Origin of the sequence: Escherichia sp. MOD1-EC4550 (genome assembly GCF_963876935.1) — a bacterium.
GTDB lineage: Bacteria > Pseudomonadota > Gammaproteobacteria > Enterobacterales > Enterobacteriaceae > Escherichia > Escherichia coli_F.
Genome location: NZ_CAWNSE010000001.1, coordinates 425720 through 443258, shown reverse-complemented (window position 1 = coordinate 443258; position 17539 = coordinate 425720). Strand labels below are relative to the sequence as shown.

Annotated in this window: 15 protein-coding genes and 1 tRNA gene; 12 read left to right on the top strand and 4 right to left on the bottom strand. The window is 50.0% G+C overall.

Translation table 11 applies throughout. The features are described 5' to 3' along the window. Nucleotides 1–27 precede the first annotated feature (27 nt). From lpxT to yejF, 7 genes are all read left to right on the top strand, one after another. Nucleotides 28–741: a Kdo(2)-lipid A phosphotransferase gene (lpxT, locus tag AACU19_RS02025; RefSeq protein WP_001354773.1), complete on the top strand. Its 714-nt coding sequence runs from the start codon at nucleotides 28–30 to the stop codon at nucleotides 739–741. A 412-nt stretch (nucleotides 742–1153) separates the two neighbouring features. After that, nucleotides 1154–1720, top strand: coding sequence for a bifunctional murein DD-endopeptidase/murein LD-carboxypeptidase (gene mepS, locus AACU19_RS02020; RefSeq protein WP_000241011.1), 567 nt, complete (start codon nucleotides 1154–1156; stop codon nucleotides 1718–1720). 180 nt (nucleotides 1721–1900) lie between these two features. Then, nucleotides 1901–3457, top strand: a complete 1557-nt coding sequence (locus AACU19_RS02015) for a cyclic di-GMP phosphodiesterase (protein WP_039020517.1) — start codon at nucleotides 1901–1903, stop codon at nucleotides 3455–3457. An 81-nt stretch (nucleotides 3458–3538) separates the two neighbouring features. After that, complete coding sequence (locus tag AACU19_RS02010; RefSeq protein WP_105278013.1) at nucleotides 3539–5353, top strand: extracellular solute-binding protein; 1815 nt, start codon at nucleotides 3539–3541, stop codon at nucleotides 5351–5353. Beyond that, nucleotides 5354–6448 carry a microcin C ABC transporter permease YejB gene (locus AACU19_RS02005; protein ID WP_000501604.1) on the top strand — a complete coding sequence of 365 codons (1095 nt, stop codon included), beginning with the start codon at nucleotides 5354–5356 and terminating at the stop codon, nucleotides 6446–6448. Further along, complete coding sequence (locus tag AACU19_RS02000; RefSeq protein WP_000088899.1) at nucleotides 6448–7473, top strand: ABC transporter permease; 1026 nt, start codon at nucleotides 6448–6450, stop codon at nucleotides 7471–7473. The genes AACU19_RS02005 and AACU19_RS02000 overlap by 1 nt, the downstream gene beginning before the upstream one ends. Nucleotide 7474: 1 nt before the next feature. Next, complete coding sequence (gene yejF / locus AACU19_RS01995) at nucleotides 7475–9064, top strand: microcin C ABC transporter ATP-binding protein YejF (RefSeq protein WP_039020515.1); 1590 nt, start codon at nucleotides 7475–7477, stop codon at nucleotides 9062–9064. A 3-nt stretch (nucleotides 9065–9067) separates the two neighbouring features. On the opposite strand, the gene AACU19_RS01990 is transcribed toward yejF, so the two are convergent. The 3 genes from AACU19_RS01990 to rsuA form a co-directional block, all read right to left on the bottom strand. Next, nucleotides 9068–9412 (bottom strand): YejG family protein, encoded by a 345-nt coding sequence (locus AACU19_RS01990; RefSeq protein WP_000202798.1) that lies wholly within the window; start codon nucleotides 9410–9412, stop codon nucleotides 9068–9070. A gap of 332 nt (nucleotides 9413–9744) precedes the next feature. Further along, complete coding sequence (gene bcr / locus AACU19_RS01985; RefSeq protein WP_000213385.1) at nucleotides 9745–10935, bottom strand: multidrug efflux MFS transporter Bcr; 1191 nt, start codon at nucleotides 10933–10935, stop codon at nucleotides 9745–9747. A 27-nt stretch (nucleotides 10936–10962) separates the two neighbouring features. Beyond that, on the bottom strand, nucleotides 10963–11658 hold the full coding sequence (gene rsuA, locus AACU19_RS01980; protein WP_001353088.1) for a 16S rRNA pseudouridine(516) synthase RsuA: 696 nt from the start codon (nucleotides 11656–11658) through the stop codon (nucleotides 10963–10965). 149 nt (nucleotides 11659–11807) lie between these two features. Here rsuA and AACU19_RS01975 point away from each other — a divergent pair, with 149 nt between their 5' ends. After that, nucleotides 11808–13568: a DEAD/DEAH box helicase gene (locus AACU19_RS01975; RefSeq protein WP_000578095.1), complete on the top strand. Its 1761-nt coding sequence runs from the start codon at nucleotides 11808–11810 to the stop codon at nucleotides 13566–13568. Between the two features lie 124 nt (nucleotides 13569–13692). Further along, nucleotides 13693–13977 (top strand): 50S ribosomal protein L25, encoded by a 285-nt coding sequence (gene rplY, locus AACU19_RS01970; RefSeq protein ID WP_000494197.1) that lies wholly within the window; start codon nucleotides 13693–13695, stop codon nucleotides 13975–13977. A 140-nt stretch (nucleotides 13978–14117) separates the two neighbouring features. On the opposite strand, the gene yejK is transcribed toward rplY, so the two are convergent. Continuing rightward, a complete protein-coding gene (gene yejK, locus AACU19_RS01965; protein WP_000050789.1) occupies nucleotides 14118–15125 on the bottom strand; it encodes a nucleoid-associated protein YejK in 1008 nt (335 codons plus the stop codon). A gap of 181 nt (nucleotides 15126–15306) precedes the next feature. Between yejK and AACU19_RS01960 the strand changes: the two genes are divergently transcribed. The 3 genes from AACU19_RS01960 to AACU19_RS01950 all read left to right on the top strand — a co-directional run bounded on the left by AACU19_RS01960 (nucleotide 15307) and on the right by AACU19_RS01950 (nucleotide 17465). Next, the gene (locus AACU19_RS01960) at nucleotides 15307–15534 is read left to right on the top strand and encodes a YejL family protein (protein ID WP_001135667.1); all 228 of its coding nucleotides are present in this window, start codon (nucleotides 15307–15309) and stop codon (nucleotides 15532–15534) included. Between the two features lie 19 nt (nucleotides 15535–15553). Beyond that, nucleotides 15554–17314: an LPS biosynthesis-modulating metalloenzyme YejM gene (yejM, locus tag AACU19_RS01955; RefSeq protein WP_105278012.1), complete on the top strand. Its 1761-nt coding sequence runs from the start codon at nucleotides 15554–15556 to the stop codon at nucleotides 17312–17314. A gap of 74 nt (nucleotides 17315–17388) precedes the next feature. Continuing rightward, nucleotides 17389–17465 (top strand) — tRNA-Pro (locus AACU19_RS01950). The last annotated feature ends 74 nt before the right edge of the window (nucleotides 17466–17539 follow it).

The window sequence follows — 17539 nt, the reverse complement described above, 5'->3', positions numbered from 1 at the left end:
TTTTTCAGTAAGATAATTAGAGAAAATATGATTAAAAATTTGCCGCAAATAGTGTTGTTGAATATTGTCGGCCTCGCGCTGTTTCTTTCCTGGTATATTCCCGTTAATCATGGATTCTGGTTGCCGATTGATGCGGATATTTTTTATTTTTTTAATCAGAAACTGGTCGAAAGTAAGGCCTTTTTGTGGCTGGTTGCATTGACCAACAATCGCGCTTTCGACGGTTGTTCACTGCTGGCGATGGGAATGTTGATGCTGAGTTTCTGGCTGAAAGAAAACGCCCCAGGCAGACGACGTATCGTGATTATTGGTCTGGTCATGCTATTAACTGCAGTGGTCTTAAACCAACTGGGACAGGCATTAATTCCTGTAAAACGGGCCAGCCCAACATTAACTTTTGCCAATATTAACCGCGTCAGCGAACTGCTCCCTATCCCCACGAAAGATGCCTCACGAGACAGCTTTCCCGGCGATCACGGCATGATGCTGCTTATTTTTTCGGCATTCATGTGGCGTTATTTCGGCAAAGTCGCAGGCCTTATCGCCCTTATTATTTTTGTGGTTTTTGCATTTCCCAGAGTAATGATTGGTGCACACTGGTTTACTGACATCATTGTTGGTTCGATGACCGTGATATTGATTGGTTTGCCCTGGATGTTGCTGACGCCATTAAGTGATCGATTAATCACCTTTTTTGACAAATCACTACCGGGAAAAAACAAACATTTCCAAAACAAATAACTCACGGTAATTAACATCATCAGGTTTATTTTTATAGTAAGGATATTCCTGATGATGTGCGCCTTTGCTTTCTTTCATCGAACACAAAAATCATTCCCTAAGTAAATGAATGGATTGTATGCGTTTCACTCAATCGTACTTTAATTGACCAATCCCGCTTATTAACTTTCTGTATCACTTTTTCTTATAAAAAATCATGTAAAACCACTCGCCAAGACCGCACCAATCGGGTAATCTCGAACTCGTTTTGCCTCGGCGGTAGATTATCCTCACAGCATATAATTTTGTGCGTTAGTCCACAGATTTGGCCTTAAGGAATTGTTTCAACATGCCCAGGTAATTAGTCTCGTGTCGCTTGGCATTTTTTTATAACGATATTTGTCGTTAAGGACTTCAAGGGAAAACAAACAACATGGTCAAATCTCAACCGATTTTGAGATATATCTTGCGCGGGATCCCCGCGATTGCAGTAGCGGTTCTGCTTTCTGCATGTAGTGCAAATAACACCGCAAAGAATATGCATCCTGAGACACGTGCAGTGGGTAGTGAAACATCATCACTGCAAGCTTCTCAGGATGAATTTGAAAACCTGGTTCGTAATGTCGACGTAAAATCGCGAATTATGGATCAGTATGCTGACTGGAAAGGCGTACGCTATCGTCTGGGCGGCAGCACTAAAAAAGGTATCGATTGTTCTGGTTTCGTACAGCGTACATTCCGTGAGCAATTTGGCTTAGAACTTCCGCGTTCGACTTACGAACAGCAGGAAATGGGTAAATCTGTTTCCCGCAGTAATTTGCGTACGGGTGATTTAGTTCTGTTCCGCGCCGGTTCAACGGGACGCCATGTCGGTATTTATATCGGCAACAATCAGTTTGTCCATGCTTCCACCAGCAGTGGTGTTATTATTTCCAGCATGAATGAACCGTACTGGAAGAAGCGTTACAACGAAGCACGCCGGGTTCTCAGCCGCAGCTAATAAACCGTTTGGATGCAATCCCTTGGCTATCCTGACGAGTTAACTGAAAGCACTGCTTAGGCAGTGCTTTTTTGTTTTCATTCATCAGAGAAAATGATGTTTCCGCGTCTTGATCCAGGCTATAGTCCGGTCATTGTTATCTTTTAAATGTTGTCGTAATTTCAGGAAATTAACGGAATCATGTTCATACGCGCTCCCAATTCTGGACGTAAGCTTATGCTTACCTGCATCGTTGCAGGCGTGATGATTGCGCTACTGGTGAGCTGCCTTCAGTTTTTAGTGGCCTGGCATAAGCACGAAGTCAAATACGACACACTGATTACCGACGTACAAAAGTATCTCGATACCTATTTTGCCGACCTGAAATCCACTACTGACCGGCTCCAGCCGCTGACCTTAGATACTTGTCAGCAAGCTAACCCCGAACTGACCGCCCGTGCGGCGTTTAGTATGAATGTCCGTACGTTTGTGCTGGTAAAAGATAAAAAAACATTCTGTTCATCTGCGACTGGTGAGATGGACATTCCACTCAATGAATTGATTCCGGCGCTCGACATTAATAAAAACGTCGATATGGCGATCTTACCCGGCACGCCGATGGTGCCGAACAAACCCGCAATCGTCATCTGGTATCGCAACCCTTTGCTGAAAAATAGCGGCGTGTTTGCCGCTCTGAATCTCAATCTGACGCCTTCTCTCTTCTATAGCTCACGGCAAGAAGATTACGATGGCGTCGCCCTCATTATTGGCAATACTGCGCTATCTACCTTTTCGTCACGTTTGATGAATGTTAATGAATTAACCGACATGCCGGTCCGTGAAACTAAAATTGCGGGCATTCCTCTGACAGTTCGGCTTTATGCGGATGACTGGACATGGAACGATGTGTGGTATGCATTTTTACTGGGCGGCATGAGTGGAACAATGGTTGGACTTCTCTGCTATTACCTGATGAGCGTGCGTATGCGACCGGGCAGAGAAATCATGACCGCCATCAAGCGCGAACAATTTTACGTGGTATATCAACCAGTGGTTGATACACAAGCTTTGCGGGTAACAGGCCTGGAAGTACTGCTACGCTGGCGGCATCCTGTAGCGGGAGAAATTCCCCCGGATGCCTTCATTAACTTTGCCGAATCGCAAAAGATGATTGTGCCGCTGACTCAGCACCTGTTTGAGTTGATTGCCCGTGATGCCGCAGAATTAGAAAAAGTACTGCCGGTAGGCGTCAAATTTGGCATTAACATTGCGCCGGACCATCTGCATAGCGAAAGCTTTAAAGCTGATATCCAAAAATTGCTCACTTCCCTGCCCGCACATCATTTCCAGATTGTGCTGGAAATTACCGAGCGCGATATGTTGAAAGAGCAAGAAGCCACGCAACTCTTCGCCTGGTTGCATTCAGTCGGCGTTGAAATTGCTATTGATGACTTTGGCACCGGGCACAGCGCGCTTATCTATCTTGAGCGTTTTACGCTCGATTATCTGAAAATTGATCGTGGATTTATCAACGCCATCGGTACGGAAACGATCACTTCACCCGTACTTGACGCGGTGCTGACGCTGGCGAAACGTCTCAATATGCTGACGGTTGCTGAAGGGGTTGAAACGCCGGAACAGGCGCGATGGCTAAGCGAACGCGGCGTTAATTTCATGCAAGGCTACTGGATCAGTCGCCCATTACCGCTGGACGATTTTGTCCGCTGGCTGAAGAAACCGTATACGCCGCAGTGGTAAGGCGTGCTTACGTCCCTTATTATTCATAGTGAAAGCATGCCGGTTTGCGGCTAATGATGAGTAAAAGGAAATCTGTTGCAGATGATTGTGCGCATACTGCTGCTGTTTATCGCTCTGTTCACCTTTGGTGCGCAGGCGCAGGCTATCAAGGAAAGCTATGCCTTTGCCGTGCTGGGCGAACCCCGGTACGCGTTTAATTTCAACCATTTTGATTATGTGAACCCCGCCGCGCCAAAAGGGGGGCAGATAACGTTGTCAGCCCTCGGCACCTTCGATAATTTCAACCGTTATGCACTGCGCGGCAACCCGGGCGCACGCACCGAGCAGCTGTACGACACGCTATTTACTACTTCCGATGACGAGCCAGGCAGTTATTACCCGCTGATTGCCGAAAGTGCGCGCTATGCTGACGATTATTCCTGGGTGGAGGTCGCAATTAATCCGCGCGCCCGTTTTCATGATGGTTCCCCCATTACTGCCCGCGATGTAGAGTTTACTTTTCAAAAATTTATGACCGAAGGCGTGCCGCAATTTCGTCTGGTCTACAAAGGCACCACCGTCAAAGCCATTGCACCATTAACCGTGCGTATTGAGTTAGCGAAACCCGGCAAAGAAGATATGTTGAGTCTGTTTTCGCTGCCGGTATTTCCAGAAAAGTACTGGAAGAATCACAAACTTAGCGATCCGCTCGCCACGCCTCCGCTTGCCAGTGGTCCGTACCGAATTACGTCCTGGAAAATGGGGCAAAATATTGTCTATTCCCGCGTGAAAGATTACTGGGCAGCAAACTTACCGGTAAACCGTGGACGCTGGAATTTCGACACCATTCGCTACGATTACTACCTCGATGATAATGTCGCCTTTGAAGCGTTTAAAGCCGGTGCTTTTGATTTACGTTTGGAAAACGACGCCAAAAACTGGGCCACGCGCTATACCGGTAAAAATTTCGATAAGAAATACATCATCAAAGATGAGCAAAAGAACGAATCAGCCCAGGATACGCGCTGGCTGGCGTTTAATATCCAACGTCCGGTATTCAGCGATCGCCGGGTCCGGGAAGCGATCACTCTCGCCTTTGACTTTGAATGGATGAACAAGGCGTTGTTTTACAATGCCTGGAGTCGCACGAACAGTTATTTTCAGAATACCGAATACGCAGCCAGAAATTACCCCGACGCCGCGGAGCTGGTTCTTCTGGCACCAATGAAAAAAGATCTTCCGCCAGAAGTCTTCACACAAATCTACCAGCCGCCGGTATCGAAAGGCGATGGCTACGATCGTGACAACCTGTTAAAAGCCGACAAACTTCTCAATGAAGCGGGCTGGGTGCTGAAGGGTCAGCAACGCGTTAATGCCACAACGGGTCAGCCTCTCAGCTTTGAATTATTGCTTCCCGCAAGCAGCAATAGTCAGTGGGTATTACCGTTCCAGCACAGCCTGCAACGGCTGGGTATCAACATGGACATTCGCAAGGTGGATAACTCGCAAATCACCAACCGCATGCGCAGTCGCGACTATGACATGATGCCGCGCGTATGGCGGGCGATGCCGTGGCCCAGTTCCGATTTACAGATTTCCTGGTCATCGGAATATATCAACTCCACTTATAATGCCCCCGGCGTGCAAAGTCCGGTTATCGACTCGCTGATCAACCAAATTATTGCCGCGCAGGGAAATAAAGAAAAATTACTGCCGTTGGGGCGAGCACTGGATCGCGTATTAACGTGGAATTATTACATGCTGCCAATGTGGTATATGGCGGAAGACCGTCTCGCCTGGTGGGATAAATTCTCTCAACCCGCAGTGCGCCCTGTTTACAGCCTGGGTATCGATACCTGGTGGTATGACGTTAATAAAGCGACGAAACTGCCGTCAGCCAGACAACAGGGAGAGTAGATGGGCGCTTATCTGATTCGCCGTCTGTTGCTGGTGATCCCAACGTTATGGGCGATTATCACTATCAACTTTTTCATCGTGCAAATTGCGCCTGGCGGTCCGGTCGACCAGGCCATCGCCGCCATCGAGTTTGGTAATGCCGGAGTATTACCCGGCGCTGGCGGTGAAGGTGTTCGTGCCAGCCATGCACAAACGGGCGTCGGCAATATCAGCGACAGTAATTACCGTGGCGGACGCGGATTAGATCCAGAAGTGATCGCCGAGATCACTCATCGCTACGGTTTTGATAAGCCGATCCACGAACGTTACTTCAAAATGCTCTGGGACTACATTCGCTTTGATTTTGGCGACAGCTTGTTTCGCAGCGCTTCTGTGCTGACGCTGATTAAAGACAGTCTGCCTGTTTCCATCACCCTCGGATTGTGGAGCACGCTGATTATCTATCTGGTGTCGATTCCGCTGGGTATTCGCAAAGCTGTTTATAACGGCAGCCGCTTTGACGTCTGGAGTAGCGCATTTATCATCATCGGCTACGCCATTCCTGCCTTTTTGTTTGCCATCCTGCTGATTGTCTTCTTCGCGGGCGGCAGCTATTTCGACCTGTTCCCTCTGCGCGGCCTGGTTTCCGCTAACTTTGATTCGCTGCCGTGGTATCAGAAAATCACCGATTATCTGTGGCATATCACGCTGCCGGTGCTGGCGACGGTGATTGGCGGCTTTGCGGCGCTGACCATGCTGACAAAAAACTCATTCCTTGATGAAGTGCGCAAGCAATACGTGGTGACCGCCCGTGCGAAAGGGGTAAGTGAAAAAAATATTCTCTGGAAACATGTGTTCCGCAACGCCATGCTGCTGGTGATTGCCGGTTTTCCGGCGACGTTTATCAGCATGTTTTTTACCGGCTCGCTGCTGATTGAGGTGATGTTTTCACTCAATGGTCTTGGCTTACTGGGCTACGAAGCGACCGTCTCGCGCGATTATCCTGTAATGTTTGGTACCTTGTATATTTTCACCCTGATTGGCCTGCTGCTGAATATTGTCAGTGATATCAGCTATACGCTGGTCGATCCGCGTATAGATTTTGAGGGACGTTAATGTCGCGACTCAGCCCCGTCAATCAGGCCCGTTGGGCGCGTTTTCGTCATAACCGTCGCGGCTACTGGTCGTTATGGATTTTCCTCGTCTTATTTGGTTTGAGTTTGTGTTCTGAACTTATCGCCAACGATAAACCGTTGCTGGTACGTTATGACGGCAGTTGGTATTTCCCGTTGTTGAAAAACTACAGCGAAAGCGATTTTGGCGGCCCGCTGGCAAGCCAGGCTGATTATCAGGACCCGTGGCTGAAACAGCGGTTGGAAGATAAAGGCTGGGTACTGTGGGCACCGATTCGCTTTGGTGCTACCAGTATCAACTTTGCTACCGATAAGCCCTTCCCTTCTCCACCCTCCCGGCAAAACTGGCTGGGAACGGATGCCAATGGCGGCGATGTGCTGGCGCGCATTCTCTATGGCACGCGGATCTCAGTTCTGTTTGGCCTGATGCTGACCCTCTGCTCCAGCGTGATGGGCGTGTTGGCGGGGGCGCTACAAGGCTATTACGGCGGTAAAGTCGATCTCTGGGGGCAACGTTTTATTGAAGTATGGTCGGGGATGCCGACGCTGTTTTTGATTATTTTACTTTCCAGCGTCGTACAGCCTAACTTCTGGTGGCTGTTGGCAATTACCGTCTTGTTTGGCTGGATGAGTCTGGTCGGCGTGGTGCGGGCGGAGTTTTTACGTACCCGTAATTTCGACTACATCCGTGCGGCGCAGGCGCTTGGCGTCAGCGATCGCAGTATCATCCTGCGTCATATGTTGCCAAATGCCATGGTCGCTACCCTCACCTTTTTACCGTTTATTTTATGTAGTTCGATCACCACCCTGACCTCACTCGATTTCCTCGGCTTCGGTCTGCCGCTCGGTTCACCGTCACTCGGCGAACTGCTGTTACAAGGGAAAAATAACCTTCAGGCTCCGTGGCTTGGGATCACCGCCTTCTTGTCGGTGGCGATATTGTTGTCTTTGCTGATCTTTATTGGTGAAGCCGTCCGCGACGCATTTGATCCTAATAAGGCGGTGTAGCATGACGCAAACTCTGTTAGCGATTGAAAATTTGTCGGTGGGTTTTCGCCATCAGCAAACCGTACGCACAGTAGTCAATGATGTTTCACTACAGATTGAGGCTGGCGAAACGCTGGCGCTGGTGGGTGAGTCTGGTTCAGGTAAGAGCGTTACCGCGCTGTCAATTTTACGCCTGCTCCCTTCCCCGCCGGTTGAATATCTCTCCGGCGATATTCGTTTTCATGGCGAATCGCTGCTTCATGCCAGCGATCAAACGTTACGCGGTGTACGCGGTAATAAGATTGCCATGATTTTTCAGGAACCGATGGTGTCGTTAAATCCATTGCATACCCTGGAAAAACAGCTTTATGAAGTGCTTTCACTCCACCGCGGAATGCGTCGGGAAGCGGCTCGTGGCGAAATTCTTAACTGCCTTGATCGCGTCGGTATCCGCCAGGCGGCAAAACGGCTGACAGATTATCCGCATCAGCTCTCCGGCGGCGAACGCCAGCGGGTGATGATTGCGATGGCGCTGTTAACGCGACCGGAATTATTAATTGCCGATGAACCGACCACCGCGCTGGACGTCTCTGTCCAGGCGCAGATTTTACAGCTGTTGCGCGAACTGCAAGGCGAGCTGAATATGGGCATGCTGTTTATTACTCATAACCTCAGTATTGTCAGAAAACTGGCTCACCGCGTGGCGGTAATGCAAAACGGTCGCTGTGTCGAGCAAAATAACGCTGCTACGCTATTTGCCTCACCCACTCATCCTTACACACAAAAGCTACTCAACAGTGAACCATCAGGCGACCCGGTCCCATTGCCAGAACCTGCCTCAACGTTGCTAGATGTTGAACAGCTTCAGGTTGCCTTCCCCATTCGCAAAGGGATTTTGAAGCGCATTGTGGATCATAATGTGGTGGTGAAAAACATCAGTTTTACGCTACGGGCGGGTGAAACACTGGGTTTAGTGGGCGAGTCCGGTTCCGGGAAAAGCACGACGGGACTGGCGCTGCTGCGACTGATTAACTCTCAGGGCAGCATCATTTTTGACGGTCAGCCATTGCAAAATTTAAACCGCCGTCAGCTATTACCTATTCGCCATCGCATTCAGGTGGTATTTCAGGATCCTAACTCCTCGCTCAACCCACGACTCAACGTTTTGCAAATTATCGAGGAAGGTTTACGGGTTCACCAGCCGATGCTTTCTGCCGTGCAACGCGAACAACAAGTGATAGCCGTGATGCATGAAGTGGGATTAGATCCTGAAACACGCCACCGTTATCCGGCGGAGTTCTCTGGTGGTCAGCGGCAACGTATTGCGATTGCCAGGGCGTTAATTCTTAAGCCCTCGCTGATCATTCTTGATGAACCAACATCATCGCTCGACAAAACGGTACAGGCGCAAATATTGACGCTATTGAAATCATTGCAACAAAAGCATCAATTGGCCTATTTGTTTATCAGTCACGATTTGCACGTTGTCCGCGCGTTATGTCATCAGGTTATCGTACTGCGACAAGGGGAAGTAGTGGAACAAGGACCGTGCGCGCGCGTGTTTGCCGCACCGCAGCAGGAGTATACGCGTCAGCTACTGGCGTTGAGCTGACGCTTAAAAAGGATTGTAGTTTGAGAAGGGTTCGGCAATTGCCACACCAAAATTTTTCAATCGGCATGTTGCAGCAAACTCGTCCTGGCGATTTACAAACAGGCACGGCTCACCTTCACACTCCAGTACCGAGCATGGAACTTCGATGTCGCTTAACGCCTGGCTTAGTTTGTACATCACCGACCATGCATTATCACCATCCGGGCTAAGCAATTTAAGCGCCACCAGGCTGTTGTCACCGCACGGTCCATTTTGCGGAATCGGTTCAACCTTCGAACCTGCGAAACCAGCAGACCAGCGATAGTTCTGCGGCAGTCGATGGACGATTGAGAGTTGTAATGAAGTCACTTATTTTCCCCGGAAGCACATTTACTTCACAATTTGTTTACATCAATTTTAACACATCATCAACAATCCGTCTTTATACAGATCGTAAAGATTGATGCCTCGCCAGCGTGGCCTCTATGGCTCTGATTTAAATAATATCTGCGGGCGTGGTCACGTTTGCGGGGCTATATGTACCCGTTTCTGCGATCTAACTCAACCTTTTTAACTACAATGATGTGACTTTTTACATAAATTGATTTTACATAAAATAAACATATATCGGGGGAATGATGGATTTGTGGTTGACATGCATCAACAAAGGAAGCCTTTTAGCTTCCTCGTTGTGCAATAGATCACCGTTTTTTCGGCCGACTGGCGTACAGACAGAAGAGAATGGAGCTGGTTGCGCAGAATGCAATTGACCAAATCATCGGCCATGCAGAGTTAAAGGTCGCAAGAGAAAGCAATGCGCCAACAATTGCCCCTATGCCAAAACGGAAGGTTCCTGCCAGCGAAGATGCCGTTCCCGCCATATGGGGAAACTCATCAAGAATGACCGCCATCGCATTAGATGACACCATCGACACGCAGCCCACAAACGCCGCAACGCCAACTACCAGCGACCAGAATCCCAGCCCCAGCAGCGCACTGATGACCATCCACGCCGCCATAATAAACTGTATCCACAACCCCGAGCGGAACATATTTAACGCGCCAATACGGCGGACGAAGCGACTGTTAAAGATGGTCATCACGAACAGGAAAACAATGTTTAGCGCAAAGTAATAACCAAAGTTTTCCGGCGCGACGTGGTTAATTTCAATGTAGACAAACGGTCCGGCGCTCAGGAACGAGAACATTCCGGCAAAGCTGAAACCGCTGGCCAGCATATAACTCAGGACACGCTTATGACGAAACAGCGCCGCAAAGTTACCAATAGTGGTACGAATGTGAAAAGGCTGGCGACGCTCCGGTGGTAAGGTTTCTTTGATCAGAAAGAAGATCATTGCCGAAGCCAGAATCGCCGCTACGGCGAGGATCCAGAAGATGTAATGCCAGCTCAGCCACACCAGCACCCAGCCGCCAACTATCGGTGCCATCAGCGGTGCAATGGTCGTCACCAGCATGACAAACGACATCATCCGTGAGAACTCTTCCTTCGGGTAGATATCACGCATTAAAGCGTTGATAACCACGCTGGCCGCAGCCGCAGCCAGACCGTGGAAGAAACGCATCACAATCAGCTGATCGATGGTTTGTGCCAACGCACACGCCACCGCGGCGGCGGCAAACACCAGCGTACCGCCAAGAACCACCGGCTTACGCCCGAAACTATCTGCCATCGGCCCGTAGATTAACTGCCCCAACGCAAAGCCCAGAATATAAGTACTGAGGGTCATCTGCGTACTGCCCGCAGGTACGCCAAATTGCGCTGAAATTACCGGTAGCGCGGGCAGATACATATCAATCGACAGCGGCATCAACATGGCCAGCAGGCCAAGGATAAAAACAATAGCAAACGACGAATGCTGTCGGGTGGTCACAACGGGCTCCTGAAAGTCATTAAAAAGTTAGACGACGCTGGCAATTTCTTCTTCAGTTAACGGACGATATTCACCGGGGGCTAAATCAGCATCCAGCGTAATGCCGCCAATACGTTCACGATGCAGCTCAACCACGTGGTTACCCACGGCGGCGAACATGCGTTTCACCTGATGATAACGCCCTTCGCTGATGGTCAGACGAACCTGCGTTGGGGTAATCACTTCCAGCATCGCCGGCTTAGTGAGATCTTTTTCGTTATGCAGCTGCACGCCTTTAGCAAATTGCTCTGCCGTATCGTCAGCTACGGGTGATTCCAGCGTCACCAGATAGGTCTTCTCGCAATGATGGCGCGGTGAAGTAATGCGATGCGACCACTGTCCATCATCAGTCATCAGCACCAGACCGGTGGTATCGATATCCAGACGCCCTGCGGCGTGCAGTTTCCACGCTACCGGTTCATCCAGAAAATAGAGCACCGTTGGGTGATCCGGGTCGTCCGTGGAGCAAACATAGCCCTGAGGCTTATTGAGCATGAAGTAACGTGGACCGTGTTGCTGCGCCAGCGGGTTGCCATCGTAAGCGACATCATGTTCAGGGAGCAGTTTGAACGCTGCATTACGGACGATTTCGCCATCGACGGTGACACGATTGCCGCGGATTTCACGCCCGGCAATAGCACGGCTAACGCCGAGTTGCTGTGCGATAAATTTATCAAGTCGCATGTGTGTGATTTTGCCTGTAAAAAACGGAGGTCGGGTAATGACCCGAAAATCTGAACTGTTGTCTGCCCAGTATAGCGGTCTAATAACTTCCCTCAAGGGAAAAAGATCCGTGGCATACTATTAGCAGAATAATCTACCTACGCGAGACCATGATTTTTACACTCCGTCCATATCAGCAAGAGGCCGTGGATGCCACGCTCAACCATTTTCGTCGTCATAAAACCCCTGCCGTTATCGTGCTGCCCACCGGTGCCGGTAAAAGCCTGGTGATAGCGGAACTGGCGCGGCTGGCGCGTGGTCGCGTGCTGGTGCTGGCACACGTTAAAGAGCTGGTGGCGCAAAACCATGCAAAATATCAGGCGCTGGGACTGGAAGCCGATATCTTTGCCGCTGGGCTAAAGCGTAAAGAGAGCCACGGTAAAGTAGTATTTGGCAGCGTGCAATCGGTCGCCCGTAACCTTGATGCCTTTCAGGGTGAATTTTCACTGTTGATTGTCGATGAATGCCATCGTATTGGTGACGATGAAGAGAGCCAGTATCAGCAAATCCTCACTCACCTGACAAAAGTGAATCCCCGCTTACGCCTGTTAGGGCTGACTGCCACGCCTTTTCGGTTGGGCAAAGGCTGGATTTATCAGTTTCATTATCACGGCATGGTACGCGGCGATGAGAAAGCCCTTTTCCGCGACTGTATTTATGAGCTGCCGCTGCGTTATATGATTAAACACGGCTATCTGACGCCGCCAGAACGACTGGATATGCCAGTAGTGCAATACGATTTCAGCCGATTGCAGGCACAGAGTAACGGGCTGTTCAGCGAAGCCGATCTCAACCGTGAGCTGAAAAAACAGCAACGTATTACCCCGCACATCATCAGCCAGATTATGGAGTTCGCCGCAACGCGCAAAGGGGTGATGATTTTCGCTGCGACAGTCGAACACGCAAAAGAGATTGTCGGCTTGCTGCCCGCTGAGGATGCAGCACTTATTACCGGCGACACGCCCGGCGCTGAACGCGATGTATTAATTGAAGATTTTAAAGCCCAGCGTTTTCGCTATCTGGTCAACGTCGCGGTACTGACCACCGGATTTGACGCCCCGCACGTCGATCTTATTGCTATTCTGCGCCCTACCGAATCGGTGAGTCTTTACCAACAAATTGTCGGGCGCGGTCTGCGTCTGGCTCCAGGCAAGACTGATTGCTTAATTCTTGATTATGCGGGTAATCCTCACGATCTCTACGCGCCGGAGGTCGGTACACCGAAAGGCAAAAGTGACAACGTTCCGGTACAGGTTTTCTGCCCTGCCTGCGGTTTTGCCAACACCTTTTGGGGGAAAACGACCGCTGATGGGACATTGATTGAACACTTTGGTCGTCGTTGTCAGGGATGGTTTGATGATGACGACGGTCATCGAGAACAGTGTGACTTCCGTTTCCGTTTTAAAAATTGCCCGCAATGTAACGCAGAAAATGATATTGCCGCCCGCCGCTGCCGCGAATGTGACACCATACTGGTTGATCCAGACGACATGTTAAAAGCGGCGCTACGACTGAAAGACGCGCTGGTATTACGCTGTAGCGGCATGTCTTTGCAACATGGGCACGACGAGAAAGGCGAATGGTTGAAAATCACCTATTACGATGAAGACGGCGCGGATGTGAGTGAGCGTTTCCGTCTGCAAACACCTGCCCAGCGTACCGCCTTCGAGCAGCTTTTTATCCGCCCGCATACGCGCACACCGGGCATCCCTCTGCGCTGGATCACCGCTGCCGATATCCTCGCCCAACAAGCGTTGCTGCGCCATCCGGATTTCGTCGTCGCACGAATGAAAGGCCAGTACTGGCAAGTGCGTGAAAAAGTGTTTGATTACGAAGGTCGTTTTCGTCGGGCGCACGAATTACGCGGTTAATGGTAGTTTTAATTGATGTGCAAGGCGATTGAGTATAGAATCTCGCCCGCTTTTGCATACGCAAAGCAGATCATTTGCCTGTTGCTGGGTCGCCTGTAGCAGGATTAATTTAAGAGAGAAAGAAATGTTTACTATCAACGCAGAAGTACGTAACGAGCAGGGTAAGGGTGCGAGCCGCCGCCTGCGTACCGCTAACAAATTCCCGGCAATCATCTACGGTGGCAACGAAGCGCCGCTGGCTGTTGCTCTGGATCACGACAAAGTCATGAACATGCAAGTTAAAGCTGAATTCTACAGCGAAGTTCTGACCATCGTTGTTGACGGTAAAGAAATCAAAGTTAAAGCTCAGGACGTACAGCGCCACCCGTACAAACCTAAGCTGCTGCACATCGACTTCGTTCGCGCTTAATCGCTGAATAAGTTGTAAAAAAAACCCCGCTCCGGCGGGGTTTTTTGTATCTGCAAATTATGCCTGATTACGGTATTGCTATTTTTTGTAGGCCAGATAAGGCGTTCACGCCGCATCTGGCATTCATAACACCAAACCGATTAATTGCCGCCAGACGTCCGGCGCTGCAATTGATCGCGCAAGTTCGGCGGCGTGCCTTTAATGGTCAGGGTATCGGTCGCCGGGTCCCAGAAAATGCGCTCACCTAACAGCATCGCATCAAAGTTAATGGTCAAGCCACCACCGCTACCGGCAAACTTCGTCAACTGACGCAACGTGCTACGGTCTGCCGGGAAGCTCTCTTCAAGTTCGTAGCCTTTTTCAGCCGCAAACTCCGTGAAGCTCACTTCGCTGACGCCTGCCAGCTCTTTCGACAGCGATTCCAGTTCAATCTCTTCACCTGCCTGCAGCTGCTCATTACAGTAGCTATAAACCTGCTGGCGCACGTTCTGTCGCTCTGCTTTATCCAGTTGTGCTTCGGCAGTGAAATCATCGACCGCTTGCAACAGCCCACGGTTTTGCGCTTTCGCGTTTAACCCTTCGCTGGCACCGAGGAAATCCATAAAGAAATCCGCCACTTTGCGCCCTACTCGCCCTTTCAGGAAAGTGAGATAGCGGGTCGACTCTGGATTGGTTTCCCACTCGGTTAAATCGATACGCGCAACAATATCCGCATGATTGATATCAAGATAATGGGTTGGGTTGATGTCGAGATTTTCGTTAACACGCATACTGCTCAGGTTGCTCAGAACTGCCACCAGCAGATACTCCACCGCCAGATAGCGATAGTGGCAAAACAGCACGAATCCACCGTCAGCAAAAGGATATTTCGCTAATTCGTCACGCAGGCGACCGGTTGCCGCGCGGCTAAATGCCAGAAAGTCCTCTTCGCCCTGACGCTGTAAGCGCAGCGTCTGCGCCAGTTCACTCTCTTCGCTGAACAAGCCGTAAGCTTTATTTTTGGCGCTATAGACCCGATGCAGTTCTGCCACCATCTCAACGACGGTTTCCGTCGGTTCCAGCAATGAATCGCGCAACACCAGCTCAAGGTTCTGTTCATCACGCTTGATAAGCTGGTGCAGAGCAATCTGGTTGATATCCAGACTCATGATAAACTCTCCTTTAAGACCGGGCGGTATTCAACCACCGCCGGTTAAGCGACGCAATAAAAGATGGCGGTCATTTTACAGAAGGCGGCGTAACGAGAATGATTTAACGCATAAAAAAGCAGAAAAAAAACCGTTGCTACGGTAATATGTTGCCCTTTCATCAACTAACTGATTTCGATTTATGCCACAAATTTCCCGCTACAGTGATGAACAGGTTGAACAATTGCTCGCAGAGCTGCTCAACGTACTGGAAAAACATAAGGCTCCGACCGACCTTTCCCTGATGGTGTTAGGCAACATGGTCACTAACCTTATCAACACCAGCATTGCCCCGGCCCAACGCCAGGCTATTGCCAACTCTTTTGCCCGCGCCTTACAGTCCTCTATCAACGAAGACAAAGCGCACTAAGGGAAACAGATAACAGGTTATGGTAACTCATCGTCAGCGCTACCGTGAAAAAGTCTCCCAGATGGTCAGTTGGGGGCACTGGTTTGCACTGTTCAATATTCTGCTTTCGCTCGTCATTGGCAGCCGTTACCTGTTTATCGCCGACTGGCCGACAACGCTTGCTGGTCGCATTTATTCCTACGTAAGCATTATCGGCCATTTCAGCTTCCTGGTGTTCGCCACCTACTTGCTGATCCTCTTCCCGCTGACTTTTATCGTCGGCTCCCAGAGGCTGATGAGGTTTTTGTCCGTCATTTTAGCAACGGCGGGAATGACGCTATTACTGATCGATAGCGAAGTCTTTACTCGTTTCCATCTCCATCTTAATCCCATCGTCTGGCAGTTGGTTATCAACCCAGACGAAAATGAGATGGCGCGCGACTGGCAGCTGATGTTCATTAGCGTGCCGGTTATTTTATTGCTTGAACTGGTGTTTGCGACGTGGAGCTGGCAAAAGCTACGCAGCCTGACGCGTCGTCGGCGCTTCGCGCGCCCGCTGGCCGCATTCTTATTTATCGCTTTTATTGCCTCGCATGTGGTGTATATCTGGGCCGATGCCAACTTCTATCGCCCGATCACCATGCAGCGCGCTAACCTGCCGCTTTCGTACCCGATGACGGCGCGACGTTTTCTTGAGAAGCATGGTCTGCTTGATGCGCAGGAGTATCAACGCCGTCTCATTGAGCAAGGTAACCCAGACGCTGTTTCCGTTCAGTATCCGTTAAGCGAGCTGCGCTATCGCGATATGGGCACCGGGCAGAATGTGCTGTTGATCACTGTCGATGGCCTGAATTACTCACGCTTCGAGAAACAGATGCCTGCACTGGCAGGTTTTGCTGAGCAAAATATTTCGTTCACACGTCATATGAGTTCCGGCAACACTACAGACAACGGCATCTTTGGCCTGTTCTATGGCATCTCGCCAAGCTATATGGACGGCATTCTTTCGACCCGTACGCCTGCGGCGTTAATTACTGCGCTTAACCAGCAAGGCTATCAGCTGGGGTTATTCTCGTCAGATGGCTTTACCAGCCCGCTGTATCGCCAGGCATTGTTGTCAGATTTCTCGATGCCGAGCGTACGTACCCAATCCGACGAGCAGACCGCCACGCAGTGGATCAACTGGCTGGGCCGCTACGCACAAGAAGATAACCGCTGGTTCTCGTGGGTCTCTTTCAATGGCACTAACATTGACGACAGCAATCAGCAGGCATTTGCACGGAAATATAGCCGGGCGGCAGGCAATGTTGATGACCAGATCAACCGCGTGCTAAATGCGCTGCGTGATTCCGGCAAACTGGACAATACGGTAGTGATTATCACTGCCGGTCGGGGTATTCCGCTGAACGAAGGGGAAGAAACCTTTGACTGGTCCCACGGTCATCTTCAGGTGCCATTAGTGATTCACTGGCCCGGCACACCGGCGCAGCGTATTAATGCCCTGACCGATCATACCGATCTGATGACGACACTGATGCAACGCCTGCTACATGTCAGCACACCTGCCAGCGAATATTCGCAAGGTCAGGATTTGTTCAACCCTCAACGCCGTCATTACTGGGTTACCGCCGCGGATAACGATACGCTGGCAATTACCACCCCGAAAAAGACGCTGGTGCTGAACAATAACGGTAAATACCGTACTTACAACTTACGTGGTGAAAGAGTGAAAGATGAAAAACCACAGTTAAGTTTGTTATTACAAGTACTGACAGACGAGAAGCGTTTTATCGCTAACTGATTAATTATAAATCAGTTAGCGAAATATCTTACTTGCATTCGTTGTGGAAAACGGTAGTATTAGCAGCCACGAGTCGGCACGTAGCGCAGCCTGGTAGCGCACCGTCATGGGGTGTCGGGGGTCGGAGGTTCAAATCCTCTCGTGCCGACCAAAAATCCCAAGAAAACCAACCTATTGCGGTTGGTTTTTTATATCTGCGATTAATTTGATAAACAGACCGCGACA

Coding starts and splice junctions, on each gene's coding strand:
- lpxT (WP_001354773.1), top strand. CDS start 28: ATGATTAAAAATTTGCCGCAAATAGTGTTGTTGAATATTGTCGGCCTC.
- mepS (WP_000241011.1), top strand. CDS start 1,154: ATGGTCAAATCTCAACCGATTTTGAGATATATCTTGCGCGGGATCCCC.
- AACU19_RS02015 (WP_039020517.1), top strand. CDS start 1,901: ATGTTCATACGCGCTCCCAATTCTGGACGTAAGCTTATGCTTACCTGC.
- AACU19_RS02010 (WP_105278013.1), top strand. CDS start 3,539: ATGATTGTGCGCATACTGCTGCTGTTTATCGCTCTGTTCACCTTTGGT.
- AACU19_RS02005 (WP_000501604.1), top strand. CDS start 5,354: ATGGGCGCTTATCTGATTCGCCGTCTGTTGCTGGTGATCCCAACGTTA.
- AACU19_RS02000 (WP_000088899.1), top strand. CDS start 6,448: ATGTCGCGACTCAGCCCCGTCAATCAGGCCCGTTGGGCGCGTTTTCGT.
- yejF (WP_039020515.1), top strand. CDS start 7,475: ATGACGCAAACTCTGTTAGCGATTGAAAATTTGTCGGTGGGTTTTCGC.
- rsuA (WP_001353088.1), bottom strand. CDS start 11,658: ATGCGACTTGATAAATTTATCGCACAGCAACTCGGCGTTAGCCGTGCT.
- AACU19_RS01975 (WP_000578095.1), top strand. CDS start 11,808: ATGATTTTTACACTCCGTCCATATCAGCAAGAGGCCGTGGATGCCACG.
- rplY (WP_000494197.1), top strand. CDS start 13,693: ATGTTTACTATCAACGCAGAAGTACGTAACGAGCAGGGTAAGGGTGCG.
- yejK (WP_000050789.1), bottom strand. CDS start 15,125: ATGAGTCTGGATATCAACCAGATTGCTCTGCACCAGCTTATCAAGCGT.
- AACU19_RS01960 (WP_001135667.1), top strand. CDS start 15,307: ATGCCACAAATTTCCCGCTACAGTGATGAACAGGTTGAACAATTGCTC.
- yejM (WP_105278012.1), top strand. CDS start 15,554: ATGGTAACTCATCGTCAGCGCTACCGTGAAAAAGTCTCCCAGATGGTC.